The sequence below is a fragment of the Persicobacter diffluens genome (assembly GCF_036244895.1).
Lineage (GTDB): Bacteria > Bacteroidota > Bacteroidia > Cytophagales > Cyclobacteriaceae > Persicobacter > Persicobacter diffluens.
Map to the genome: position 1 here is coordinate 3,104,573 of NZ_BQKE01000001.1, position 24,210 is coordinate 3,128,782.

Sequence of the window (24,210 nt, forward strand, 5' to 3'; positions counted from 1 at the left end):
TTCTTCCTTAATATAGTCATATTTCAGACCATAAATTGATTCGGTAGCTCAGTTGGTAGAGCATCTCCCTTTTAAGGAGAGGGTCCTGGGTTCGAGCCCCAGCCGAATCACTTCTAAAAATACTCTTCGCATCAGCGAACGATTCGGTAGCTCAGTTGGTAGAGCATCTCCCTTTTAAGGAGAGGGTCCTGGGTTCGAGCCCCAGCCGAATCACTTCTAAAATAATTTCGCATCAGCGAACGATTCGGTAGCTCAGTTGGTAGAGCATCTCCCTTTTAAGGAGAGGGTCCTGGGTTCGAGCCCCAGCCGAATCACTTCTAAAAATACTCTTCGCATCAGCGAACGATTCGGTAGCTCAGTTGGTAGAGCATCTCCCTTTTAAGGAGAGGGTCCTGGGTTCGAGCCCCAGCCGAATCACTTCTAAAAATACTTTCGCATCAGCGAACGATTCGGTAGCTCAGTTGGTAGAGCATCTCCCTTTTAAGGAGAGGGTCCTGGGTTCGAGCCCCAGCCGAATCACTTTCTAAAATAATTTCGCATCAGCGAACGATTCGGTAGCTCAGTTGGTAGAGCATCTCCCTTTTAAGGAGAGGGTCCTGGGTTCGAGCCCCAGCCGAATCACTTCTAAAAATACTTTCGCATCAGCGAACGATTCGGTAGCTCAGTTGGTAGAGCATCTCCCTTTTAAGGAGAGGGTCCTGGGTTCGAGCCCCAGCCGAATCACTTTCTAAAATACTTTCGCATTAGCGAACGATTCGGTAGCTCAGTTGGTAGAGCATCTCCCTTTTAAGGAGAGGGTCCTGGGTTCGAGCCCCAGCCGAATCACTTTTAAAATAATTTCGCAATAGCGGACGATTCGGTAGCTCAGTTGGTAGAGCATCTCCCTTTTAAGGAGAGGGTCCTGGGTTCGAGCCCCAGCCGAATCACTTTTAAAATAATTTCGCAATAGCGAACGATTCGGTAGCTCAGTTGGTAGAGCATCTCCCTTTTAAGGAGAGGGTCCTGGGTTCGAGCCCCAGCCGAATCACAACCTAATAAATCCGCGTTAACACGCCCGATTCGGTAGCTCAGTTGGTAGAGCATCTCCCTTTTAAGGAGAGGGTCCTGGGTTCGAGCCCCAGCCGAATCACCGAAAGCCAGTTCGAAAGAGCTGGCTTTTCTTGTTTTGGATAATCATTAGCAATAACCGACGCACCGCTTTCAGGACAAGGCACAAAGTCTTTGGGCCAGGGATAGAGGCGGAGGCGTCAGCCGTTTGTGGAGCTCTTTTTCGGCAAGTAATCCCTGAATAATAAGCGGTGCTTCCCTCCGAAAAAAGCGACCGCCGAAAGCCCGCCACGCTTGCCGTGGGGCCCCAGCCTCCGAATACAAGGGACTATTTTGTCATTTTTCCCGCTTAGCAGCTGAACATGGATTTTAGCATACCTAAATCGGGATAAAAAAAAACGCCGAACCTTTTCAGATCCGGCGTTTAGCACGTGAGCTTAACTGGCTTGTTCGCTTATCGGTTTCATTTTCAGCACCTCCTCTGCAAACTTAAATGTCGCTTGTTCCACTCCTTTTACATCCTTACTGAAAGTTTGACCGGCAATGACATGATTTCCTGCCTCGGGGAAAGCTTGTTTCACTTTTTGCCCCTCCGGCGTTCCCAATTCTTCATACATTTTTAAAATAGAAGCTACCGAAACAGTCTCATCCTGATGATCTTTATCTTTATAATAGTAGCCCACAAAGGTGGGTTGGGTAATGGCTTCAAAGGTGGATTTGGTCATGGTCGCATCCATTAACGAACGAAGTGCTACCAGAGCCTCCACCCGATATTTATTATCCCAATACTTCCCTTCCTCCTCCGTACCGCCGGTATCACGAAAATCTGAGCCCATCACCAGTTTGGCCATCTCCAGCCCCCAAGGCTTAGTCAGCATTTTGGAGGTTGGGTCTGCGATATCCACATTAGGGGAATAGCAAACCAAAGCATCAATCATCTCCGGATTATTGGCCGCTAAATACAGGCCTAGGGTTCCGCCAGTAGAAGTAGACATCACCAACACCTTTTCGCCTAATTGCTTTCCGATGGAAATGGCGCGCTTAGCGGAATTCACCATTCCTTCCGGAGACATCTCTAAGAGCGGATTTTCGGACTGCAAACCATGCGCATCCAATCGTGCCAAATACATGTTCAGGCCGTAACGTTTGGCGAAGTCCCGATGCGTAGGCATCCCTTCGTAGCGGCTGGCCGAAAAGCCATGTAAATACACCACCGCCCAGGGTGTTTTTTGCTTCAGGCTGTCATTGGCCCAAACGATTTCCGCCTCATTATTGGGGCGAATATTGGGCACCGACTCCTCCGCTTTGCGCACACTGGCTTCTACCTGCCCCGGCGTCATGGCCGGCAAGCTGGTGATCTTAGGATCCAGCTCTGGCTTGGGCGCCTGTGGCCCCATAAAATATGTTCCTATCAACATCACGGCCAACCCTCCAAATACTAGCTTTTGGCTCTTTTTCATGCTTAATGTTGGTTTGCTAAAGTGTTAAACACTTCTTCGTTGAAATCTTCTAAAGAATTTAATAAAACATCGGCAATCTGGAATTTAGGATTCCCTTTCATATTTTCTTCCGGCACTCCCACTGCTAACATTTTGGCTGCTTTGGCGGCCACCAATCCATGGAAGGAATCCTCAAATACCAGGCATTCATCCGGATGGACACCTAATTCCTTAGCTGTACTAATAAATACGGAAGGATGCGGCTTTCCGTACTCCTCCTGCATACCCGAACGTAATATTTGGAGATGCGCTCCTATGCCCATCTTTTTAACGAAAGAGGTAATCAATTGCATAGGAGAAGAAGAAGCCAGGGCCATAGGCAACTTTTTTTCTTTGAAAAAAGCGATGGTCTGATGAACACCGGGCAGGGTTTCACCCTTTTCCCAGGCCAAACGGTCCACTTCCTGCAGGATTTCTTCTTTTATTTCTTCCTGACTTTTACCTTCCCAGGGGTACTTGCGGTACCAATAGGCAATCACTTCATCCGTGCGCAGGCCCATGGTTTGCTGAGCACTCTCCCAGGTCATAGGCACCCCTACTTTATTAAAAATTTCAATCATGGCTTCCCGCCAAAGTGGCTCTGAATCTATCAGCAAGCCATCCATATCGAATATTACTGCTTTTATCACGGTTTTTGAATTATGAAAAAAGGGAGAAAAAATCTCCCTTGCATTAAGATACTTTATTTTTAAAGGCTTCCATTACCTGCTCATAATAGGCCTCATATTTCGGCAGGATATTAGAAATATCAAACTCCTTCGCTCTGGCCAGGGCGTTGGCCTTAAAGGTAGGTAAATTCTCATCTTTCAGGATGGTTAAAGTATTTTTCACCATATCCTCCACATCACCTACATCTGACAAGAATCCGGAATACCCATGTTTATTCAATTCCGGAATTCCTCCGGCATTGGAGGTGATCACCGGCACCTCACAGGCCATTGCTTCCAATGCCGCCAGTCCGAAAGATTCTTTCTCGGAAGGCATGATGAACAGGTCTGCCACGGACAGTACTTCTTCCACCACATCCAGCTTCCCCAGGAAGCGGATATCCGCACAGGCGCCTAACTCCCGACAAAGCGCCTCTGCCTCCGGACGATCCGGCCCATCTCCCACCATCAAAAGCTTGCAGGGGATTTCTGCTCGCACCTTATCAAATACCCGGATGACATCATTCACCCTTTTCACCGCTCTGAAGTTGGAGGTATGCACCAAAAGCTTCTCCCCATGCGGACAGATGGCGGTTTTGAAATGCTCCTTGGGTTGCTTTTTGAAGCGGGCCAAATCTATAAAATTCGGAATCACCTCTATTTCTTTCTTGATATTGAAATGTGAAAAGGTGTCTTTTCTCAGATCATCAGAAACAGAGGTAATACCATCGGAAGCATTGATACTGAAAGTCACTACCGGGGCGTAGGTGGCATCTTTCCCCACCAGGGTGATATCGGTCCCGTGCAGGGTAGTCACTACGGGAATAAAGATCCCTTCCTCGGCCAGTATTTGCTTGGCCATAAAAGCGGCCGAAGCGTGGGGAATGGCGTAATGTACATGCAAAATATCCAGCTGCTCATACTTCACCACATCCACCAGCTTGGAAGCCAGGGCCAACTCATAGGGTGGGTATTTAAATAAAGGATAAGAGCGGATACCGACCTCGTGGTAAAATAGATTCTCATTGAAAAAGTCTAATCTACGAGGCTGGGAGTAGGTTATAAAATGCACTTCGTGTCCTTCAATCGAAAGGGCTTTTCCCAGTTCTGTGGCCACTACCCCACTACCTCCATAGGTCGGATAACATACTATTCCTATTTTCATGGTGTCTGTTCCTTTAAGTATTGGTCTGTTACGGTTCGATCGTTTATCGATTCATAGACCAGATCATGTATGGCTGGTCGAATGTTATATTTCAATAATTTATTATTTCTGGATGTTGGGTATGTTCTGTTGGACAGAAAAATATAAACTAATTCATATTCCGGATCTGCCCAAACTAATGTACCGGTAAATCCGGAGTGACCATAAGAATCACGGCTGGCATACTTACTTGCTGAACTCTTGCGCGCACTCTCCAGGTGGGGCTTATCCCAGCCCAGCCCTCTTCGGTTCTGCCGATATTGTTGCTTCGTAAACTCCTCCACTACCTGAGGAGAAAAATAGCGGATGCCTCCATAATAGCCGCCCTGCAAATTCATCTGCATCACCTTGGCTAAATCGAGTGCATCTCCGAACAGGCCGGCATGTCCCCAGGCACCTCCATGCATGGCCGCATGGGGATCATTCACATCTCCGGCCAAGAGGGTATTTCGAAAATAAGTATCTTTCTCTGAAGGTATTATCCGGGCAACAGGCACCCTGTTTTTGGGGCGAAACCCTAAAGAGGTAGCCCCAAGACTGGCATATATTTGATTTTCAATAAATTCCTCCATGGGCTGATTCAAAATATCACTGCTCAACTCATACATCATGTACATGCCAATATCCGAATACCGGTAATTGAAGGGTTTGTTGAAGCGATTATCCGGTTTTTGGCGCAGCGGGCTTTGCACGGCCCAGGCCCAAAGGGAATCAGGCAAGTGATTAAGGGCATATAGCCCTGATGACACCGGCACCCGGTAGTTGGTTTTTTGTACTTTTGAATAAAACTGGGGATTAGGCTTTTTATCCACCATGGTGGAATCCCAAAAAGGATAATAAGCGAATAAGCCTGCCTGGTGGGCCAAGATATCCCGGAGGATCATATTTTCTTTATTCGTTCCTTTGAGTTCCGGCAGATAGGCGGAGGCTTTTTTATCAATATCCACCAGGCCCTGCCCATAGAGATACATCATCACCTGATTCGTGGCGGCTACTTTTGTTACGGAGGCCAAGTCATACAAATCGGTGGTTCTGACCTTTTTCTTTTTATTATAAGTATGATAGCCATAGGCCTTATCAAAAATAATTCTTCCGTTACGAGCCACCAACACCTGCATGCCCGGAGTCGCTTTCAATGCCATGGCACGCTGAGCGATAGAGTCAATTTTATCCAGTACCTGATGGTTCATGCCTTCCATCTCAGGTGTCCCTGAACGCAACCTTCGCAAATATTGAGTTCCCAGGCCTGTACCGGCAGGAAATAAAACCCCTGCGGAAACGGGTAATTTACCTTTGGCCGGAATGGCCCCGAAAATTAAGGCCGCGGCCGCCTGATAGGCTTCTTCCACCTCATCATAAGCGCAAATCAGATGATGCATGGGTGTTAGGTACTGCAAAGCATATGGATTTCCGAAAGCTACGGTAATCACCTGATGTCCTTTCTGCTGCAGGCGCTCTATCAGCAACTGCTGCTCCCGGTGAATGCCATACCTGCTTTTGGAGGAATTGTTCATCCCATGAATCCCTACCACAATCACTTCATATTTCGACAACTTCTCCTCCACCTTTCGGATTTGTTCCAAACTACTCTTGGGAGCCAGGGCCATACTTTTCACATCGGCATATCGGTTCAGATATTCATCCAGTTTCACTTTGGGAGATTTACTATTCAAGGCCAAATAAGCAAATTGGGTCGTATCCAGGACCTGAATGGGCAAATAATCATCCCGGTTTGTCGCTAATGTGACGGCCTCCTCATACATTTTAAATCTTAAAGCCTTCACCGCAGGGGTGTTTAAGGCCTCCGCCAGACCAACAGTGGACAAAGGCTGAAAATTATTTAATCCATAATCGGCCTTGGCCCTTAAAATTTTCTTTACACTTGTCTCCAGCTGGATGGAATCCAAAACCCCTTCCTTTAGCGCATCCTGAATGGCGGCAATGGCTTTCGGCACATTAGAAGGAAAAAGCAAGACGTCATTGCCAGCCACCAGTGCCTGCACCTCGGCTTGCCCTACCTCAAAATTTTTGGCTACGGCTCCCATATTCAAGGCATCGGTGAAGACCAGCCCATCGAATCGTAAATCCTGACGAAGGATGCCTTTAATCACTTTATCCGATAATGATGCCGGCCTATTGGGACGATCGTCGATCAGCGGCAACTGCAAATGCCCCACCATTACCGACTGTACACCTCCCTGAATCAGGCTGCGGAAGGGTTGAAGCTCCACCTCATTCAGGCGGGTGCGTCCGTAGGGAATAACGGGCAAGGCATAGTGAGAGTCTTTTCCGGTATCTCCATGACCGGGGAAATGCTTGGCATTGGCCATCACTCCATTGCGCTGCATCCCATTGACGTAAGCCTGTGATTTTTGGGTCACATTGGAGCTTTTCTCCCCAAAAGACCGGGTGCCAATGACCGGATTTGCCGGATTCACATTAATGTCCGCCACCGGGGCAAAGTTCACCTGCATCCCTAGTCGCTTAAACTGCTCCGCCACCAAGGCTCCCATTTCCTCCACTAATTGACCATTGGGTAATGCCCCCAAAGTCATTTGCCTTGGAAAAGACGGCACACTGTCCAGTCGCATGGATACGCCCCATTCGGCATCCATCCCTACCCACAGGGGAGTTTGGGCCATTTGCTGATAATGGTTCAGTAAATTCACCTGCCGCACCGGGCCACCCTGAAAAAATATCAAGCCACCCACATGATAGTCACAAATAAGACGTTCTATCATCTTTTTTTCTTCACTCCCTTTATTAGAGTAAGCCGCCACCATGAACAGCTGACCTATGCGCTGCTCGGGCGTCATGGCCTGATAAACACTATCGGCCCAATGTTGGGAAATATTGGGTTGCCCCTGCGCAATAAATTTTAATAAAAAAATGGCACTAAGGAGGAAGACACTAACTTTTTTTCTCATCGAGGGGTTCAGACTTTGACCAAAAATGAATAATCCGCTAATTTTACGTCAGAAGCGAAAATGCGATGATTACGGTTTAAATCAAAATCATTAAATTTGCATTACGCTCATCAAACAAAAAAAAATTATGAGACTTCCATCACTCTTCAAAACTCCGAAACATCAACAATTCCATATTAAGCCTCGCTACTATGATCCGGTTAAGGAATATGTAGAGGAAAGGAGAAGAGTTGTAGCATCTCAAATGAAGGAGGAAGCGGATGGTGACAAAGACCGCTATTCCGCCAATATTCGAGCGGGCTTTGACCGCAGCCGGGGCAAGGCGACCAGCCCTAAAGCCGGAATGGCGCAGGGATTGATGGTAGTGGGCTTAACCGTTACCATGGCGATTTATTGGTTCTACGGAGATTGGGCCTTATATTTTTTCGGAATCTTTATTGCTGCTTATATTTACATGAAAGTAAAAGGCAGTTTATAATTTCCCATTCTATTCCCTACCTCAAAGGTTTAAATTTGCATGTCAGATATTATTAAATTACTTCCCGATGCACTGGCCAATCAGATCGCTGCCGGGGAAGTAGTACAGCGTCCGGCCTCCGTGGTGAAGGAGTTGATGGAAAATGCCATTGACGCCGGTGCTAATGAAATTCAGGTGATCATCAAAAATGCCGGAAAATCGCTTATTCAGGTAATCGATAATGGCAAAGGCATGAGTCCCTCCGATGCCCGCATGAGTTTTGAGCGACATGCCACTTCCAAGATCAGTACTTCTGAGGACTTGTTTTCTATACAAACCATGGGGTTTCGTGGTGAGGCCATAGCCTCCATAGCCGCGGTAGCGCAGGTAGAGCTGAAAACCAAACAGGAGATTGATGAGGTAGGCACGATGATTCTCAATGAAGGATCGGAATTTAAAGAGCAAAATCCTGTGGCAGCCCCTCAGGGAACTTCTTTTGCCGTAAAGAATTTATTTTACAATGTGCCGGCCAGAAGAAAGTTCCTGAAAAGTAATCAGGTAGAGCAAAAGCACATTATTGATGATTTCCAACGATTAGCCCTGGCGCATCCGGAAATTGGCTTTTCCCTGAACCTGAATGATCGAGAGGTATTCAAATTGCCCAAAAGCAAGCTCTCCCAGCGGATCGTCAATATTTTTGGTAAAAACCACCGCCGTCAGTTGGTGCCCCTGGAGGAGGAGGTTCCCAATCTGAAAATCACCGGCTATGTGGGCAAGCCGGAAGGCGCTAAGAAAACCCGGGGAGAACAATTCATCTTTGTCAACAACCGCTTTATAAAAAGCAGCTACCTCAACCATGCCATCACCAATGCCTACGAAGGGCTGCTGAATAAGGACAGCTTTCCTTTTTATGTCATTTTTCTGGAGATGGATCCGGGGCAGATTGACATCAACGTTCACCCCACCAAAACAGAGATAAAGTTTGATGATGAAAAAACGGTCTATGCCATTTTACAGGCTACCGTCCGTCAGGCCATTGGCTCGCATCATCTGGCACCGGCCCTGGACTTTGACAGCAATGTCAACTTTACGCCTTTGCTGAATATAGATGCCAGCCCGGAAGAGTTGGATCAGGAAATGATTTCTACCAAAGGCAAGGATGACACTCCTATCGAAGCTCGCGACCAGGAGGCTGCCTCCTTTATACAATCGCTGGGACAGCAAAGTGAGCCTAAGCCTGCGGTTAAGGAAAATAATATCTTCCGCTCACAGGCCAATAGCAGCAGCTGGGAAAAATCTTTCGAAGCAGAAGGCAAGCGGGATGATTATGCCCCCATGCCGGAGGTGGTTCAAAAAAGCGCGGAACGACCTGCCTCTTATTCTCACCCGGCTTCTAGTACTACCAGCCCGCAAAGCATCACCTTTGAAAGTGCTGCCAACCAAATGCGGAAGCGTGACCGCCTGAGTTCGGAATTTCTGGACACCGAAGAGATCCAACATCCTTTTCAGGTATTAAATCGCTATATCGGAGTATCGTCCAATACCGGTCTGATGCTGATTGATCAGCAGGCGGCCCATGAGCGGGTATTGTACGAAAAATATGCGGCCACCCTGGTGACCAAAACCGGTTCCTCCCAGCAATTTTTGTTTCCACAAAGCATTCCGCTCAATGTGGCGGACTACAATCTGGTGCTGGACCTGGAAGAAGAAATCCGCCATCTGGGATTTGACTTTGACCTGAAAGAGGGCAATGTCATCAGCCTGAATGGCATTCCTGCTGACTGCAATACCCAGGGCTCTGGAGAGCAGGCACTTTTCGAAGGGCTATTGGAACAGTACAAACAAAATCAGCAGGATCTTTCCCTGAACCGTCAGGACAATATTGCCCGGGCCATTGCCAAAAGATCTTCCATCAAAAGTGGTACCCGCCTAACGGAGGAGGAAATGCGTAATCTGCTTGAGCAGCTTTTTGCCTGCGCCAACCCGAATTACGCTCCCAATGGGCAGAAAACTTTTTCCGTACTGGACGGCGATAAAATAGGCGATTTGTTTCAATAATTCGTACAAGAATGCTTAAGCGTCTGGTATCGACATTATTTTATAAATATTATTATTTACATTTGACCTGTGCTTGTTCGCTTTAGTACAGGTCATTTTTCATTCTTTAAATAACCCTATATGTTCGGAAGAATCACTCCCATGGTGAAAAACCTGCTGATCATTAATGCAGCGGTGTACTTTTTGGCAGAATATATCCTTCCCGGCGTCACCAATTATGGCGCCTTAAGATACATCAACAGCACCTATTTCCTTCCTTTCCAGATTGTTACCTATATGTTTTTACATGGAGGTTTCTGGCACCTTTTCTCAAATATGTTTGGCTTGTTTATCTTTGGGCCGCTATTAGAGCAAGTGTGGGGGTCTAAAAGGTTTTTGGTTTACTATATGGCCTGCGGCATTGGAGCGGGAGTGCTGTATGCGGGCTCCGGCGGATTAGAAACCCTATATGTTAAAAACAGCCTGCAACATTACCAAAAAATTGAACACCCCACTACCGCTGATTTTACGGATGTGATCAATGTATTGGAACGCCATGCGGACCAATACCTGAGAATCGGGGCCCTGCGCGACTTCAAATATGAGTATGCAGAACAGGGTGGCGGCAGCCAGTTTGAAGCGCAGAGTAAACAATTGGTTTATCAAATCTCTGAAGCTTATAGCAATGCCCGAGATCAGTTTTTACTCGTTGGTGCTTCCGGTGCTATATTTGGAATTATTCTGGCCTTCGGCCTATTATTCCCGGATATGCAACTGATGTTACTCTTTCCGCCAATCCCGATAAAGGCTAAATACCTGGTGATGTTCTATGGCGCCTACGAGTTTCTCTCGGGGGTATCTCAACGCCCCGGGGACAATGTAGCGCATTTTGCCCACATTGCCGGCATGTTGGTAGGCTACCTCATCCTTCGCCAGTGGAAAAAGCAACATGGCAATTTTTATTAAAGCTTGGCCGGTAGTACAAACCGACCCCTTAATTTTTCGTTAATTCTTTAGTAAGACTGAGCACAAGAATGAACGGTATATTCAACGATTTTAAAAGCACCTGGAACCGGCCGAACAACGGTCTAATCCAATTAATTTTGATTAATGTCACTGTATTTTTCGCAGTGCTATTAACCCAAGTCATTATGACTTTTGCGGGATTTGAAGAGATTTATCTGGAGATGATGTCCTATCTGATGATCCCTGCGGACATCCACCAGTTTTTGTATAAACCCTGGACACTCTTCACTTACTTCTTCCTTCACGAAGCTCCTTTCCACCTGCTTTTCAATATGTTATTCCTGTATTGGTTTGGGAATATCATTATGGAGTTTAAGGGACCTGGAAAAGTGATTACCCTTTATATCCTGGGAGGAGTGGCCGGTGGGCTTTTCTATCTATTACTGTACAACACGCTTCCCTATTTTGCGGGAGATGTTGCTGGTAGCAGAATGCTAGGTGCCTCTGCCGGTGTTTATGCCATTGTAGTAGGGGCAGCAGCACTGGTACCCAATTACCGAGTTAACCTGCTATTCTTTGGTTCTGTGGCCATCAAATACATTGCTGCGGTATATGTAGTATTTTCTCTGGCCAATTCCACTGGTGGTAATGCGGGTGGTAATATTGCCCATTTAGCGGGAGCTGCTATTGGCTTTTTTTACATGAGTAATATCAACCGGCATAATATCGATTTCGGAAACTGGTTTTCCGGTATTGGCAGAAAGTTCAGCAATTTGTTTAAGCGTCCTTCCAAAATAAAGGTCACGCACAAAGCGGAATACAAAACCAATTATCGATACAATGCCAAGGCCAGTGGCAATATTGAAGTGGATCAGGCCGTAATTGATTCCATACTCGATAAAATCTCCGAAAGTGGCTATGAAAGCCTCACCAAGGAAGAAAAAGAAAAACTCTTCAATGCCAGCAAGAAATAAAAAAATCCCCTTCGACATTTTCTCGAAGGGGATTTTTTTTGAGGCATCCTGTCTGTTACAGATTCTGAATGCGCAAAACATTCGGGCTTTCGACGGTCACCCGATATTCCAGTAAGGGATATAATGCCGGACCGGAAATATAACTACCATCCCTCCCAAATCGGGATCCACATTCTGTACAAGGATCCACTAGTTGAGTATAATTCGTATCCCCATCAACGCTGACCTGTACACAGCCATCATCTTCTAAAACCAAAGAACAGTGACGATCAAAGGCTCGGTAAGTCCCACCGCCAAAGTTAATCACCACGATACCTTTTAAACCACCGGACACGTATTTATAGCCATTGGGCTGGTTAAGCGTAGGATCTGTTTGCAAACCCGTCACAGTGACATCCACATGTTTATAAGGTAATCTCGGCCCTTCATAGGAATCCGAACAAGCCATAAGCAGCACCAAAGTGCAAAGAGTTAAAAATTGTCGCATTGCTTCTTTTTGTTGGGTAATTAAAAAAGCAGGTTAATGAGGGAAGAAAAAAGGCATCAAAAATACTCTTGATGCCTTCCAGATATAAGCCAAAAGCTTATTTTATATTTTTAAACTGCTTCAGGAAGCGAACATCGTTTTCCGTAAACAGCCTCAAATCATTGATTTGGTAAAGCAGCATCGTAATACGCTCAATACCCATACCGAAAGCAAAACCGGAATATTTCTCCGGATCAATATTCGAAGCTTTCAATACATTCGGATCTACCATACCAGCACCTCCAATTTCTACCCAACCGGTGTACTTACAGATGTTACATCCTTTACCCTTACAAATATTACAAGAGATGTCCACCTCCACAGAAGGCTCTGTAAATGGGAAGAATGACGGACGGAAACGGATCTTTGTATCCTTACCGAAAAGCTCCTTCACGAAGTGATAAAGCGTCTGCTTCAAATCCTTGAAAGAAACGTTCTCATCAATGTATAAGCCCTCCACCTGATGGAACACACAGTGCGCACGAGCTGAAATCGCCTCATTACGGTACACACGGCCCGGAGATAAAGTACGAATCGGAGGCTTCTCATTTTCCATCACGCGTACCTGCACCGAAGAAGTATGCGTACGCAAAGCAATATCCGGATCACGCTCAATAAAGAAAGTATCCTGCATCTCACGCGCCGGGTGATTCTCCGGGAAGTTCAATGCCGAGAAGTTATGCCAATCATCCTCGATTTCCGGCCCTTCGGAAAGGTTAAAACCAATTCGCTCGAAAATCTCAATAATGCGGGCCTTGGTCGCCAAAATCGGGTGTTGAGCACCCAGCTGATCTGCCGCTGAAGGCAAAGTCAAATCCGGCACACTCTCCAATTTCTGATCCGTCGCCTTATTGTCCAAATCACTGACAAACTCCTTAAACTTGTCCTGTGCAAGGTTTTTCAATTCATTCAGGGTACGGCCCATTTCACGCTTGATTTCTGCATCCGCAGACTTCAAATCATTAAAAAGGTCACCCACCACCGACTTACGGCTGATGAATTTCATTCTATACTGCTCCAATTCCTCAGCAGTACCTACAATATAGCCTTCGATCTCCTTTTTGAGTTCTTCAACTTTCTCTTTCATAGATCATCTATCATTGACGGCCCAAATGGCCGGTACATATTCCAATTTAAGGTCACAAAATTAATCAAACCCCTTGGAAATAAAAATTAAAAGGCTCACAAGCTTAAACCTTGGGGCACCAAAATATTTCACTTTCCAACTCAGCAAGTCCTCATTTCAGATATCCACCAATCATGATCTTGTATTTTTTTGAGGGGCCGTGCTTCGGTGCCCTCCGCACCGGGCTGCCTGGCAGTCGCTCTTTTTTATTGATTGATTTCATTGGCAAAAAGGAGCTTCAACAATGCCGGCATCCCTCGGCCGATGCAGGGGCACTGCCCGCTGCATGGCTGGGGCACTTCCCGCTCCTAGCCACCTCCCCTACCTGCTCATGATTTAGCCCGGATTATTCAGGCTTAAATCCTCGTTTAGCTGTAAGGCGGAAAAAATGAAGGAATAGTTTCCTATTTCGAGTTTTTTCCAACGAAACAGATGAATGAGGAGAAAGCAAGCTTGCCCAAATTTGGGCTATTATAAACCAAATAAAATAAATTATAATAAATTAAAAACAAGCCACTTATGCTTAGTCAGTTAATTTAGCGGTGAATAATTCGGGTTAGCACAAATGATGCAGGCTTTGAATGATCCGCCACTGGTCTTTGCGTCCCGCTAAGACCCAAAATCGAATGAGCGTCCGCTCATAATTCCGCTATATTTTGTTCTCTCCTCCCTTATCTTCTAAAAATCATTCCTAACACTAACTGGTAGAAATATGAAGGCAAAAACATGCTGCTAATATTCATTCATATAACACCCTCTTTTTTCATTTTTTATTGATAAAAAACGAAACAAAAAAATCAAGGCTGTGATCAATTCTGGCGAGCCATGGATACTGCTTCCGGAACCCCTCAAGGCGTTATTTGTACCATATCAAGAATAGAATATTATGTAGTGGAAATAACGCTATGAGGTCTTCTCCTTCGGAAGCAGCACCCATGCCTTTTCGCCAATTGATCAAGGCCGTTAGGTTGTAGTGGAAGGTGCTGTAGTGGTATGTCAAGTGTCTAATAGGAAGCAATCCCACTGATATTAGAATGGAGTCATTCGTGGCATTCGTGGCAAAAAATCTCACAACCACCTCCCATCAGAGCGACACCTTTCCTCCACCGATTTCTACCACTGGTCTTTGCGTCCTCGCTAAGCCCCAAAATCGAATGAGCGTCCGCTCATGAATCCGCTATACTTTGTTCCCTCCTCCCTTATCTTTTGAAAATCAATCCTAAAGCTCATTGTGTGAAATGTGAAGCCAAAAACAGGCTGCTAATATTCATGAATGCAGCACTCCTTTTTTCATTTTTTCTTGATAAAAAACGAAACAAAAAAATCAAGGCTGTGATCAATTCTGGCGAGTCATGGATGCTGCTTCCGGAACCCCTCAAGGCGTTATTTGTACCTTATCAGGAATAGAATATTATGTAGTGGAAATAAGGCCGTGAGGTCTTCTCCTTCGAAAGCAGCACCCATGCCTTTCCGCCAATTGATCAAGGCCAAAAGGTTGTAATGGAAGGTACTGTATTGGGGTAACAAGCACCTAATGGAAAGCAATCCTTCTGATATTAGAATAGAATCATTCGTGAAAATTAGTGGCATTCGCGGCAAAAATCTAACAACCTCTTCCAATCAGAGCGACACTTTGCCACCATTGGTCTTTGCGTCCCGCTAAGACCCAAAATCGAATGAGCGTCCGCTCATAATTCCGCTATATTTTGTTCCCTCCTCCCTTATCTTCTAAAAATCATTCCTAACACTCACTGGTAGAAATATGAGGGCAAAAACATGCTGCTAATATTCATTCATATAACACCCTCTTTTTTCATTTTTTCTTGATAAAAAACGAAACAAAAAAATCAAGGCTGTGATCAATTCTGGCGAGCCATGGATACTGCTTCCGGAACCCCTCAAGGCGTTATTGGTACCATATCAAGAATAGAATATTATGTAGTGGAAATAACGCTATGAGGTCTTCTCCTTCGGAAGCAGCACCCATGCCTTTCCGCCAATTGATCAAGGCCGTTAGGTTGTAGTGGAAGGTGCTGTAGTGGTATGTCAAGTGTCTAATAGGAAGCAATCCCACTGATATTAGAATGGAGTCATTCGTGGCATTCGTGGCAAAAAATCTCACAACCACCTCCCATCAGAGCGACACCTTTCCTCCACCGATTTCTACCACTGGTCTTTGCGTCCTCGCTAAGACCCAAAATCGAATGAGCGTCCGCTCATGAATCCGCTATATTTTATTCCCTACTCCCTTTTCTTTTGAAAATCAATTCTAAAGCTCATTGGGTGAAATATGAAGCCAAAAACAGGCTGCTAATATTCATGAATGCATCACTCCATTTTTCATTTTTTCTTGATAAAAAACGAAACAAAAAAATCAAGGCGGTGATCAATTCTGGCGAGTCATGGATACTGCTTCCGGAACCCCTCAAGGCGTTATTTGTACCATATCAAGAATAGAATATTATGTAGTGGAAATAACGCTATGAGGCCTTCTCCTTCGGAGCCAGCACCCATGCCTTTCCGCCAATTGATCAAGGCCAAAAGGTTGTAATGGAAGGTGCTGTATTGGGGTAACAGGCACCTAATGGAAAGCAATCCCTCTGATATTAGAATAGAATCATTCGTGAAAATTAGTGGCATCCGTGGCAAAAAATCTAACAACCACTTCCAATCAGAGCGACACTTTGCCACCACTGGTCTTTGCGTCCTCGCTAAGACCCAAAATCGAATGAGCGTCCGCTCATGAATCCGCTATATTTTATTCCCTACTCCCTTTTCTTTTGAAAATCAATTCTAAAGCTCATTGGGTGAAATGTGAAGCCAAAAACAGGCTGCTAATATTCATGAATGCATCACTCCATTTTTCATTTTTTCTTGATAAAAAACGAAACAAAAAAATCAAGGCGGTGATCAATTCTGGCGAGTCATGGATACTGCTTCCGGAACCCCTCAAGGCGTTATTTGTACCATATCAAGAATAGAATATTATGTAGTGGAAATAACGCTATGAGGCCTTCTCCTTCGGAAGCAGCACCCATGCCTTTCCGTCAATTGATCAAGGCCGGTAGGTTGTAGTGGAAGGTGCTGTAGTGGTATGTCAAGTGTCTAATAGGAAGCAATCCCACTGATATTAGAATGAAGTCATTCGTGGCATTCGTGGCAAAAAATCTCACAACCACCTCCCATCAGAGCGACACCTTTCCTCCACCGATTTCTACCACTGGTCTTTGCGTCCTCGCTAAGCCCCAAAATCGAATGAGCGTCCGCTCATGAATCCGCTATACTTTGTTCCCTCCTCCCTTATCTTTTGAAAATCAATCCTAAAGCTCCTTGGGTGAAATATGAGGCCAAAAACAGGCTGCTAATATTCATGAATGCAGCACTCCTTTTTTCATTTTTTCTTGATAAAAAACGAAACAAAAAAATCAAGGCTGTTATCAATTCTGGCGAGTCATGGATACTACTTCCGGAACCCCTCAAGGCGTTATTTGTACCATATCAAGAATAGAATATTATGCAGTGGAAATAACGCTATGAGGTCTTCTCCTTCGGAAGCAGCAACCATGCCTTTCCGCCAATTGATCAAGGCCGGTAAGTTGTTGTGGAAAATGCTGTAGTGGTATGTCAAGTGTCTAATAGGAAGCAATCCCACTGATATTAGAATGGAGTCATTCGTGGCATACGTGGCAAAAAATACCCACCATTCTTTTTGCGGACTGCCCCTAAGCAAGCCTATAAAAAAAATACCACTCCAAATCAATTTGACTTAATAAAACCTATCCATGCCTACCAAGGCAGCTTTTCAAACTCCTCCATCATTGCCCGTCTGGTTTTATATTGTTTCACCAAAGCCTCCCTTAGCGCTCTCGCTTCCTCTATTCCCCCTTTTATGGAAGCAAGATTATCCAGATAAGCCGCTAAGGTTTCATAGGCTGGCCGCCCCATTTGCCTGGCCATTTGTTTTATCGCTTTTCGGTAAATGATCTTCAACCCCTCTCCAAATGGAGTTTTCAATGGCGGGGTATATTTCATCACGATTGCCATATCCATTGAAGATTTCACTAATTCAAACAGTTCCCGAAACATTTGCTCTTCAGCAAAAACATTGGCCAAAGGGTAATGAAAGGAATGTTCACCTTTGCATTCCACCTCCCACCTTTTGTCATTCATGATGGAAAACATCAATTCATTGCGAAGCAAAGGCCAGCTTTCTTCCCCAGCCAGCTTCTTCAACTTTCGATAATAAACCAATGATACCGGATCCGCCAAATACATGAACTTTAACAATTGGATGGATTTATTCTTGTCCCCTGTCTGTGAAAACAGATCCAGCAAGGCCAATTGCCATTTTCTCACCCATTCGTCATCCTCCTTTTCCTGTGATAAAGCAATGCCTTCTTTTAACAATACCTCTGCCTCCTCAAAAAAACCAACCTCCATCAACTTCCCTAACCGAATTTGACGAAATTCTTCAAACTGCAAATGATCTACAATCAGCTGATCTGCTTCTGCCGTTCTACCCTCATTTTGAAATACATCGTATTGCTTGTGCAAAAGTTGATAGAGCACTTTTGAATTATGAGATTGGGGATTTTCCTTCAGCTGCCCAATTTTGTAATCTAGATATTGCTTTTCAATCTCATCCTCCCCAAACTCTGCAACTACTTTTTGATACAGCGCATACATTTGATCATCAAAGCAACCATAATTTCCATAGGCAGAATCCTGAAGCTGGTCATAAAGCCAAAGGCCTACTTTTTTCCTTAAATTTTTCGATTTGGTTTTTTCCAGTACTTTGCCAATATCCTCCAGCGCCATTTCTATCCCCATACCACAATTACCCGAAGAATCATCGATTCCCCCCATCGCGGTGATTCCTTCCATAACGATAGCCGCTGAAATACAAAAAACCTCATTCCAATGTCCTGATCCCAAAAAATCATAAGCCAACTTTTCATATTGGTTAAGTTCCTCACTCACCCGAAAGCTCGCCTGATAATCGATATAGCCTTTATTCTTATGCCGATCATAAATTCCCCTTATCTGTTGGCGATAATAGGGAATTTGATCAGAATTGATTTCCTCCCCCGCCCCTTGTAATTTAAGCTTCGCAAAGTTCCGAAAATCGGCTTGGCGTCTTCCAAAATCCAATACCAGCGCCTCCAGCTTCTTCCGGTCGGAATTTTTTATCAGCGCTTCCCAGCCCTTTTCCCGGGAACTCAACCTATAATCCAGGGAGTTTTCTTGGAGTACATTCGCCAGCAGCGCGATATGCTTACAAACATGCTGTTAGTCCGGACAGTCACATCGTAAATTACTGATAAACCCTTCGGGGCTTATTTTGAAACCTACCTGATACTCCTGACTACCCTCTGCAACCTCCCCACAATACCAATCCTCCTCCGTCTTTGTCAGGCTGACCAACTGACCATTTTGCAACATATCGTCGGCTGTCTCCAAAAGCTCTGGAGAAATATCATTAAAAAAATTTTCTAAGGACACATGCATAACCTAATGATCTAAAAAATGAAAAAGCCCGAAATCCTAAGATCCCGGGCTTTTGAAATATTATTCAAGGAGGAATTAAAGTACCATTCCTGCCGCTACAGTCACGTTGGTCGCTTCATCAATCAGGATGAAAGAACCGGTGTGACGGTTAGTCTCATATTTATCCACAAACAATGGCTTCGTCACGCGCAATTTCACCTTGGCGATATCGTTCATCACAATTTGCTTGTCGTCTTCAATTCGGTGAAGCGTGTTAATGTCCATTTTGTACTGCACCTCTTTCACCATGCAACGTGCATCGCTGGAAGTGTGACGAATGGCATATTTTCCACCAGGGGTCATTCCCTTCTCATTCATCCAGCAGATCATCGCCTCCACATCTTGAGTAGACTCCGGCTGGTTGTTCACACGAACGATCATATCACCACGGCTAATGTCGATTTCATCTTCCAAAGTCATGGTCACCGCCATTCCTGCGAAAGCTTCCTCGAACTGCTCACCATTCAACTCTAAGGTCTTCACTTTAGAAGTAAAGCCCGATGGCAATACCGCCACCTCATCGCCTACTTTGAATACACCACCAGCAACTTCACCAGCATAACCGCGGAAGTCATGGAATTCATTGGACTGAGGACGGATCACATACTGAACCGGGAAACGACAATCGATCAAGTTCTCATCAGAAGCGATGTGGATGTTTTCCAATAAATACAATAAGGTTGGACCTTCATACCAAGGCGTTTTCTCCGAACGATTCACCACATTATCACCTTCCAATGCTGAAATTGGCAAGAAGTGGAAATCCTTCACCTTCAATTTAGCTGCAAAAGCTTCGGCTTCCGCCTTAATTTCCTGAAAGCGCTCTTCGGAGTAATCCACCAAGTCCATTTTGTTCACACAGAACACAATGTGAGGAATCCCCAACAAAGAAGCGATAAATGTATGACGGCAAGTTTGCTCGATAACCCCTTTACGGGCATCAATCAAAATGATCGCCAGGTTCGCTGTAGAAGCGCCAGTCACCATATTACGGGTATACTGAATATGACCCGGCGTATCCGCAATGATAAACTTACGCTTTGGCGTAGCGAAATAACGGTAGGCTACATCAATGGTGATTCCTTGCTCACGCTCCGCACGAAGACCATCCGTCAACAATGCCAGGTTCACATTCTCATCACCACGACGGCGAGAAGACTCCTCTACCGCATCCATTTGATCCTGGAAGATGGACTTTGAATCGTATAGCAAACGACCGATCAAAGTAGATTTACCATCATCCACAGAACCTGCAGTGGTAAACCGCAGCAATTCCATATTTAAATAAGCAGAATTATTATGCTTTTCCATTTTTCGTAAAATAAGGGGCTGTTTGCCCGGGGATAAAAGGTTTAAAAATTGATCAGAGGATAAGGCTTAGAAATAACCTTGTTTCTTACGATCCTCCATCGCTGCTTCTGAACGTTTGTCATCCGCACGAGTACCGCGCTCTGTTGTACGTGCTGCCGCTACCTCATTGATGATATCCTCCAAAGTGGAAGCACTGGACTCTACCGCTCCGGTACAGCTCATATCACCAATGGTACGGAAACGTACCACGCGCTTCTCTACCTTCTCGGTATCCCTTTTATTCATAAAGTCGGAATCGGCATAAATCACCCCATCGCGCTCAAATACCTCACGCTCATGAGAGAAATAAATCGATGGGATCTCAATGTTCTCCATCAAAATATACTGCCAGATATCCATTTCCGTCCAGTTGGAAATTGGGAACACGCGGAAGTGCTCTCCCATGTGCTTGCGGCCATTGTACAGGCTCCACAATTCCGGACGCTGGTTTTTAGGATCCCACTGACCGAAATCATCACGGTGAGAGAAGAAACGCTCTTTTGCACGCGCCTTTTCCTCATCACGACGACCTCCACCCAATGCGGCATCAAACTTATTGGACTCAATAGTATCCAACAAAGTCACCGTCTGCAAAGCATTACGAGAAGCGTTAAACCCTTTTTCTTCTACTACTTTTCCTTCATCGATCGACTGCTGAACAGAACCTACGATCAAAGTAGCATTAATATCTTTCACGAATTTATCACGGAACTCAATCGTCTCCGGGAAGTTATGCCCTGTATCCACGTGCACCAATGGAAAAGGAACGCGCCCTGGATAAAAGGCCTTCTTTGCCAAATAGGCCATTACGATTGAATCCTTACCGCCGGAGAACAATAAGGCTGGATTTTCAAATTGCGCCGCTACCTCTCGAAGGCAGTAAATAGCTTCGGCCTCTAGGGCTTTCAGGTGTGTTAAATTATATGAATTCATATCAAATGATTATTTCTTTTTGGATTAGGAAGTCTTGATTTTAGCCTCAACAAAATTCACCAACAAATCTAGACTTTCATTTAACTCATGCTCGGCAGTATTCACCACAATATCGGCATTTTCCGGTGCTTCAAAAGGAGAGCTGATGCCGGTAAAATCCTTAATTTCGCCTGCTCGTGCCTTGGCATAAAGTCCTTTTACATCACGCTGCTCACATACCTCCAACGGACATTCAATAAATACCTCCTCGTACCAATCCTCCCCAATAATATTTTTCGCCATTTGACGAATTTCGGCCGTCGGGCTAATCAATGAACAGATGGTCACCAAACCACTGCTGGCAAAAAGTTTGGAGACTTCCGCCGCCCTGCGGATATTTTCCGTACGGTCTTCCTCTGAAAACCCTAAATTATTGTTAATACCGGTACGCAAATTGTCACCGTCCAATAACATGGTCTTATATCCTTTTTCATGCAATGCATTCTCCAAAGCTCTGGCCAAAGTGCTCTTGCCGGATCCCGACAGCCCCACCATCCAGAAAACCTTGGCCTTTTGACCCAAAAGTTTTTCCTTATCAGCCGGCTGAAGAATGGTATCAAAAATAGGATATATATGATTGTCGCTCATAAAATTAGATGAAGTGCAAATGAATATGCAAAACTACAATATTTATTCGTTAAAGAAAGCCCTAAAACTTCATGCGATTATTACATGACAATTTACTTTCTTTAGCCAAATTTTATAACGTGGACAAATTGACAACGTTTTTAAATAATTCCCAATTATTATATGCAATTTGCCCTAAATAACAATATTTGAGCAGAAAAATGTTAAATATGGACATACTACAACTCTTACCTATCGCCAAGGCTGCCGGAGCGGCTATCCTAAAAATCTATCACGACCCGAATCAGTCCAATGTGGTGGATTATAAAGCAGACGACTCTCCATTGACTTTAGCTGATCAGGCCGCCAACGAAGTGATCGTCGCTGCTTTGAGAAAAAATTTTCCCGAAACGCACATCATCTCCGAAGAAGGAAAAGATATCCCTTATGAAGTACGCTCCAAATGGGAGACCTTCTTTTTGGTCGATCCATTGGATGGTACCAAGGAATTCATCAAACGCAACGGCCAATTCACCGTCAATATTGCCCTAATTGAAAATGGAAAGCCGGTTATGGGCGTGGTATATACCCCGGTAACCGATACCATGTATTACGGGCAAGCCGGAAAAGGCGCTTTCAAACAAGTAGGAGATGCTCCTGCTGAAGCCTTAAAAGTAAACCAAAAAGCAGAAAACCGTATTGCGGTACGTTCTGCTTCTCATGCCTCCCATGAGGAAGAAGAAGTGTTGAACAAATATGGCGTTACAGACGAAATGTCAGTGGGGAGCTCTTTAAAATTCTGTATGGTGGCCGAAGGAAAGGCAGATTTATATTACCGCCATGGCCCGACCATGGAATGGGATACCGCTGCCGGACAGGCTGTTGTTTTAGCCGCTGGTGCCAGAATGTATATCGGCAATACGGAAGAAACGGAATTTACTTATAATAAGGAGAACTTGTTGAACCCGGGATTCCTTGTACTTGGATTCTAACACCCCTTCTTTTCTGCACTAAATTACGTACAAAAAATGTAAGTCATGAATCTTTTTGTTGAAATTGCAACAGAAAAGGTTCATGGCTTTCTTTTGGGGCTTCCCTCCTGACGTCGGTCGGGCTTTCGGCACTCGCTTTTTTTGCGAGCCGCTACGCTTTTAGGCTGCAAAAAAGAGCTCAAACAAACGGCTGCACCTCTGCCTCTATCCCTAAGCCGGACGCTCTTTCGCCATCCCTACAAGACTATAGTATAATAAACTGACCTAACAGGTTTATGTATTTCATTGAATACTAAAGCCATTCGTTTTCATTTTTTCTTGATAAAAAACGAAACAAAAAAATCAAGGCTGTGATCAATTCTGGCGAGCTATCGAACCTGCTGCCGGAATCCATCAAGGCGTTATTTGGAGATTGATGCTTTTTGAAGGAAATGCTGAGGAAATAACGCTGTGATGCCTTCCCCTCGCCAGCAGAACCCATAGCTTTTCGCCAATTGATCAAGGCCGGAATGTTGTTGTGGATAATTTCACTTTATAAAGCCACGCACTTAACCAACTTACAAACTCCTGGTGGAACAAAAACCAAACAATAACCTATATAGCGCTTCCAGATAATTGGCTCTCATTATTTTTTGAAAAACCCTATTCCTTATTCAAAATCCAGCCTCCCGCTTATTGTATATTTCCTTGCCATATTGGTCAATGTGTTCTTTCAGCGCAGGGTTATTAAGCTTTTGATAGTTCACCACATCAAAAAAATAAGGCAAGGGCAATTCTTCCTCCAACTGAAATTTAAAATTCGCCACCACATCAAGATCTACCGCAGACCCGAATATTGCCAAATCCACATCGGACCATTTTCGATGGGTTCCCAGCGCTCTGGATCCAAATAGCAAAATACGCTCAATTTCCGGAAATCCTGTTGCTGCCTTGAAAATACAGGCTAAATCCGTATCTCTTAAACCTGAAGATTTCATTTATTTTCTAAATAAGATTGTAATGCCAACATCAATGGGTAATACTCATTTCTGATCAAATCTTCCGCCTCAACCGCCGAAGCCTGATCATAGGTATGTGCCATTAAGTTTCGCTTTTGCAAAGCATCCAGCCATAAGTGCCCCTCCTCAATCATGCCATATTGTAAGGACTGCTTGATGGTTTCCCGCGGACTTTTGACTTCAAAGCCTTCCTCATTCAGCAAGTCTTTCATCGTTTTCCATGCCAACTCTAAAGTCATTTCAAAAAATTGTATTATCCCGGCTCTGGTCACCTCATCGACATCTTCTTTATCTAAAGCCAATTCCAGATACGACAAAGCCTTTTGATAATTTTCAAATCTTTGTTTCCATCTTAATTCTTCCATAACATCGAA

At 44.8% G+C, this 24,210-nt stretch carries 18 protein-coding genes and 11 tRNA genes; 16 read left to right on the forward strand and 13 right to left on the reverse strand.

Annotated features, from left to right (window positions below; translation table 11 throughout):
* Nucleotides 1-37: 37 nt before the first annotated feature.
* The 11 genes from AAA970_RS12555 (at nt 38) to AAA970_RS12605 (ending at nt 1,129) form a co-directional block, all read left to right on the forward strand.
* A tRNA-Lys gene (locus tag AAA970_RS12555) sits at nt 38-110 on the forward strand.
* A gap of 30 nt (nt 111-140) precedes the next feature.
* Nucleotides 141-213, forward strand: a tRNA-Lys gene (locus AAA970_RS12560).
* Nucleotides 214-241: 28 nt separating this feature from the next.
* Nucleotides 242-314, forward strand: a tRNA-Lys gene (locus AAA970_RS12565).
* A 30-nt stretch (nt 315-344) separates the two neighbouring features.
* Nucleotides 345-417, forward strand: a tRNA-Lys gene (locus tag AAA970_RS12570).
* Between the two features lie 29 nt (nt 418-446).
* Nucleotides 447-519 (forward strand) — tRNA-Lys (locus AAA970_RS12575).
* A gap of 29 nt (nt 520-548) precedes the next feature.
* A tRNA-Lys gene (locus AAA970_RS12580) sits at nt 549-621 on the forward strand.
* 29 nt (nt 622-650) lie between these two features.
* A tRNA-Lys gene (locus AAA970_RS12585) sits at nt 651-723 on the forward strand.
* Between the two features lie 29 nt (nt 724-752).
* Nucleotides 753-825: transfer RNA gene (locus AAA970_RS12590), tRNA-Lys, on the forward strand.
* 28 nt (nt 826-853) lie between these two features.
* Nucleotides 854-926: transfer RNA gene (locus AAA970_RS12595), tRNA-Lys, on the forward strand.
* A 28-nt stretch (nt 927-954) separates the two neighbouring features.
* Nucleotides 955-1,027, forward strand: a tRNA-Lys gene (locus tag AAA970_RS12600).
* 29 nt (nt 1,028-1,056) lie between these two features.
* Nucleotides 1,057-1,129 (forward strand) — tRNA-Lys (locus AAA970_RS12605).
* Nucleotides 1,130-1,484: 355 nt separating this feature from the next.
* On the opposite strand, the gene AAA970_RS12610 is transcribed toward AAA970_RS12605, so the two are convergent.
* The 4 genes from AAA970_RS12610 to AAA970_RS12625 are packed head-to-tail and all read right to left on the reverse strand — an operon-like array spanning nt 1,485 to nt 7,324.
* The gene (locus tag AAA970_RS12610) at nt 1,485-2,507 is read right to left on the reverse strand and encodes an alpha/beta hydrolase (protein WP_338237393.1); all 1,023 of its coding nucleotides are present in this window, start codon (nt 2,505-2,507) and stop codon (nt 1,485-1,487) included.
* Nucleotides 2,508-2,509: 2 nt separating this feature from the next.
* Nucleotides 2,510-3,175 carry a hexitol phosphatase HxpB gene (gene hxpB / locus AAA970_RS12615; RefSeq protein WP_063790752.1) on the reverse strand — a complete coding sequence of 222 codons (666 nt, stop codon included), beginning with the start codon at nt 3,173-3,175 and terminating at the stop codon, nt 2,510-2,512.
* Between the two features lie 43 nt (nt 3,176-3,218).
* Nucleotides 3,219-4,358: an N-acetyl-alpha-D-glucosaminyl L-malate synthase BshA gene (gene bshA / locus AAA970_RS12620; RefSeq protein WP_338237395.1), complete on the reverse strand. Its 1,140-nt coding sequence runs from the start codon at nt 4,356-4,358 to the stop codon at nt 3,219-3,221.
* Entirely contained in the window at nt 4,355-7,324 is a 2,970-nt protein-coding gene (locus AAA970_RS12625; protein WP_338237396.1) for a serine hydrolase domain-containing protein, read from the reverse strand. The genes bshA and AAA970_RS12625 overlap by 4 nt, the downstream gene beginning before the upstream one ends.
* A gap of 127 nt (nt 7,325-7,451) precedes the next feature.
* Here AAA970_RS12625 and AAA970_RS12630 point away from each other — a divergent pair, with 127 nt between their 5' ends.
* From AAA970_RS12630 to AAA970_RS12645, 4 genes are all read left to right on the forward strand, one after another.
* Nucleotides 7,452-7,802 carry a hypothetical protein gene (locus tag AAA970_RS12630; RefSeq protein WP_338237397.1) on the forward strand — a complete coding sequence of 117 codons (351 nt, stop codon included), beginning with the start codon at nt 7,452-7,454 and terminating at the stop codon, nt 7,800-7,802.
* Between the two features lie 39 nt (nt 7,803-7,841).
* Complete coding sequence (mutL, locus tag AAA970_RS12635; protein WP_338237398.1) at nt 7,842-9,839, forward strand: DNA mismatch repair endonuclease MutL; 1,998 nt, start codon at nt 7,842-7,844, stop codon at nt 9,837-9,839.
* Nucleotides 9,840-9,959: 120 nt separating this feature from the next.
* On the forward strand, nt 9,960-10,784 hold the full coding sequence (locus AAA970_RS12640) for a rhomboid family intramembrane serine protease (protein WP_053406827.1): 825 nt from the start codon (nt 9,960-9,962) through the stop codon (nt 10,782-10,784).
* A gap of 185 nt (nt 10,785-10,969) precedes the next feature.
* Nucleotides 10,970-11,758 (forward strand): rhomboid family intramembrane serine protease, encoded by a 789-nt coding sequence (locus AAA970_RS12645; protein WP_338237399.1) that lies wholly within the window; start codon nt 10,970-10,972, stop codon nt 11,756-11,758.
* A 55-nt stretch (nt 11,759-11,813) separates the two neighbouring features.
* Here the strand turns inward: AAA970_RS12645 and AAA970_RS12650 are convergent, their stop codons facing one another.
* From AAA970_RS12650 to cysC, 7 genes are all read right to left on the reverse strand, one after another.
* On the reverse strand, nt 11,814-12,245 hold the full coding sequence (locus AAA970_RS12650) for a Rieske (2Fe-2S) protein (RefSeq protein ID WP_157601189.1): 432 nt from the start codon (nt 12,243-12,245) through the stop codon (nt 11,814-11,816).
* Between the two features lie 97 nt (nt 12,246-12,342).
* Nucleotides 12,343-13,371 (reverse strand): phenylalanine--tRNA ligase subunit alpha, encoded by a 1,029-nt coding sequence (locus AAA970_RS12655; RefSeq protein WP_053406824.1) that lies wholly within the window; start codon nt 13,369-13,371, stop codon nt 12,343-12,345.
* 3,825 nt (nt 13,372-17,196) lie between these two features.
* On the reverse strand, nt 17,197-18,633 hold the full coding sequence (locus tag AAA970_RS12660; protein ID WP_338237400.1) for a hypothetical protein: 1,437 nt from the start codon (nt 18,631-18,633) through the stop codon (nt 17,197-17,199).
* 66 nt (nt 18,634-18,699) lie between these two features.
* Nucleotides 18,700-18,918: a hypothetical protein gene (locus tag AAA970_RS12665; protein ID WP_338237402.1), complete on the reverse strand. Its 219-nt coding sequence runs from the start codon at nt 18,916-18,918 to the stop codon at nt 18,700-18,702.
* Nucleotides 18,919-18,993: 75 nt separating this feature from the next.
* Nucleotides 18,994-20,268, reverse strand: coding sequence for a sulfate adenylyltransferase subunit CysN (cysN, locus tag AAA970_RS12670; RefSeq protein WP_338237403.1), 1,275 nt, complete (start codon nt 20,266-20,268; stop codon nt 18,994-18,996).
* Between the two features lie 66 nt (nt 20,269-20,334).
* Entirely contained in the window at nt 20,335-21,240 is a 906-nt protein-coding gene (gene cysD, locus AAA970_RS12675) for a sulfate adenylyltransferase subunit CysD (protein WP_053406819.1), read from the reverse strand.
* Nucleotides 21,241-21,264: 24 nt separating this feature from the next.
* The gene (gene cysC, locus AAA970_RS12680) at nt 21,265-21,867 is read right to left on the reverse strand and encodes an adenylyl-sulfate kinase (protein WP_338237404.1); all 603 of its coding nucleotides are present in this window, start codon (nt 21,865-21,867) and stop codon (nt 21,265-21,267) included.
* Nucleotides 21,868-22,076: 209 nt separating this feature from the next.
* On the opposite strand from cysC, the gene cysQ reads away from it, so the two are divergent.
* On the forward strand, nt 22,077-22,838 hold the full coding sequence (gene cysQ, locus AAA970_RS12685) for a 3'(2'),5'-bisphosphate nucleotidase CysQ (RefSeq protein WP_338237405.1): 762 nt from the start codon (nt 22,077-22,079) through the stop codon (nt 22,836-22,838).
* A 653-nt stretch (nt 22,839-23,491) separates the two neighbouring features.
* On the opposite strand, the gene AAA970_RS12690 is transcribed toward cysQ, so the two are convergent.
* A complete protein-coding gene (locus tag AAA970_RS12690) occupies nt 23,492-23,815 on the reverse strand; it encodes a nucleotidyltransferase domain-containing protein (RefSeq protein ID WP_053406816.1) in 324 nt (107 codons plus the stop codon).
* Nucleotides 23,812-24,201 carry a nucleotidyltransferase substrate binding protein gene (locus tag AAA970_RS12695; protein ID WP_053406815.1) on the reverse strand — a complete coding sequence of 130 codons (390 nt, stop codon included), beginning with the start codon at nt 24,199-24,201 and terminating at the stop codon, nt 23,812-23,814. The genes AAA970_RS12690 and AAA970_RS12695 overlap by 4 nt, the downstream gene beginning before the upstream one ends.
* Nucleotides 24,202-24,210 lie beyond the last annotated feature (9 nt).

Bases quoted from the DNA above. Each gene is read 5' to 3' on its own strand.
- AAA970_RS12610 (WP_338237393.1), bottom strand. From the start codon at position 2,507: ATGAAAAAGAGCCAAAAGCTAGTATTTGGAGGGTTGGCCGTGATGTTG.
- bshA (WP_338237395.1), bottom strand. From the start codon at position 4,358: ATGAAAATAGGAATAGTATGTTATCCGACCTATGGAGGTAGTGGGGTA.
- AAA970_RS12625 (WP_338237396.1), bottom strand. From the start codon at position 7,324: ATGAGAAAAAAAGTTAGTGTCTTCCTCCTTAGTGCCATTTTTTTATTA.
- AAA970_RS12630 (WP_338237397.1), top strand. From the start codon at position 7,452: ATGAGACTTCCATCACTCTTCAAAACTCCGAAACATCAACAATTCCAT.
- mutL (WP_338237398.1), top strand. From the start codon at position 7,842: ATGTCAGATATTATTAAATTACTTCCCGATGCACTGGCCAATCAGATC.
- AAA970_RS12640 (WP_053406827.1), top strand. From the start codon at position 9,960: ATGTTCGGAAGAATCACTCCCATGGTGAAAAACCTGCTGATCATTAAT.
- AAA970_RS12645 (WP_338237399.1), top strand. From the start codon at position 10,970: ATGACTTTTGCGGGATTTGAAGAGATTTATCTGGAGATGATGTCCTAT.
- AAA970_RS12650 (WP_157601189.1), bottom strand. From the start codon at position 12,245: ATGCGACAATTTTTAACTCTTTGCACTTTGGTGCTGCTTATGGCTTGT.
- AAA970_RS12655 (WP_053406824.1), bottom strand. From the start codon at position 13,371: ATGAAAGAGAAAGTTGAAGAACTCAAAAAGGAGATCGAAGGCTATATT.
- AAA970_RS12665 (WP_338237402.1), bottom strand. From the start codon at position 18,918: ATGCATGTGTCCTTAGAAAATTTTTTTAATGATATTTCTCCAGAGCTT.
- cysN (WP_338237403.1), bottom strand. From the start codon at position 20,268: ATGGAAAAGCATAATAATTCTGCTTATTTAAATATGGAATTGCTGCGG.
- cysD (WP_053406819.1), bottom strand. From the start codon at position 21,240: ATGAATTCATATAATTTAACACACCTGAAAGCCCTAGAGGCCGAAGCT.
- cysC (WP_338237404.1), bottom strand. From the start codon at position 21,867: ATGAGCGACAATCATATATATCCTATTTTTGATACCATTCTTCAGCCG.
- cysQ (WP_338237405.1), top strand. From the start codon at position 22,077: ATGGACATACTACAACTCTTACCTATCGCCAAGGCTGCCGGAGCGGCT.
- AAA970_RS12690 (WP_053406816.1), bottom strand. From the start codon at position 23,815: ATGAAATCTTCAGGTTTAAGAGATACGGATTTAGCCTGTATTTTCAAG.
- AAA970_RS12695 (WP_053406815.1), bottom strand. From the start codon at position 24,201: ATGGAAGAATTAAGATGGAAACAAAGATTTGAAAATTATCAAAAGGCT.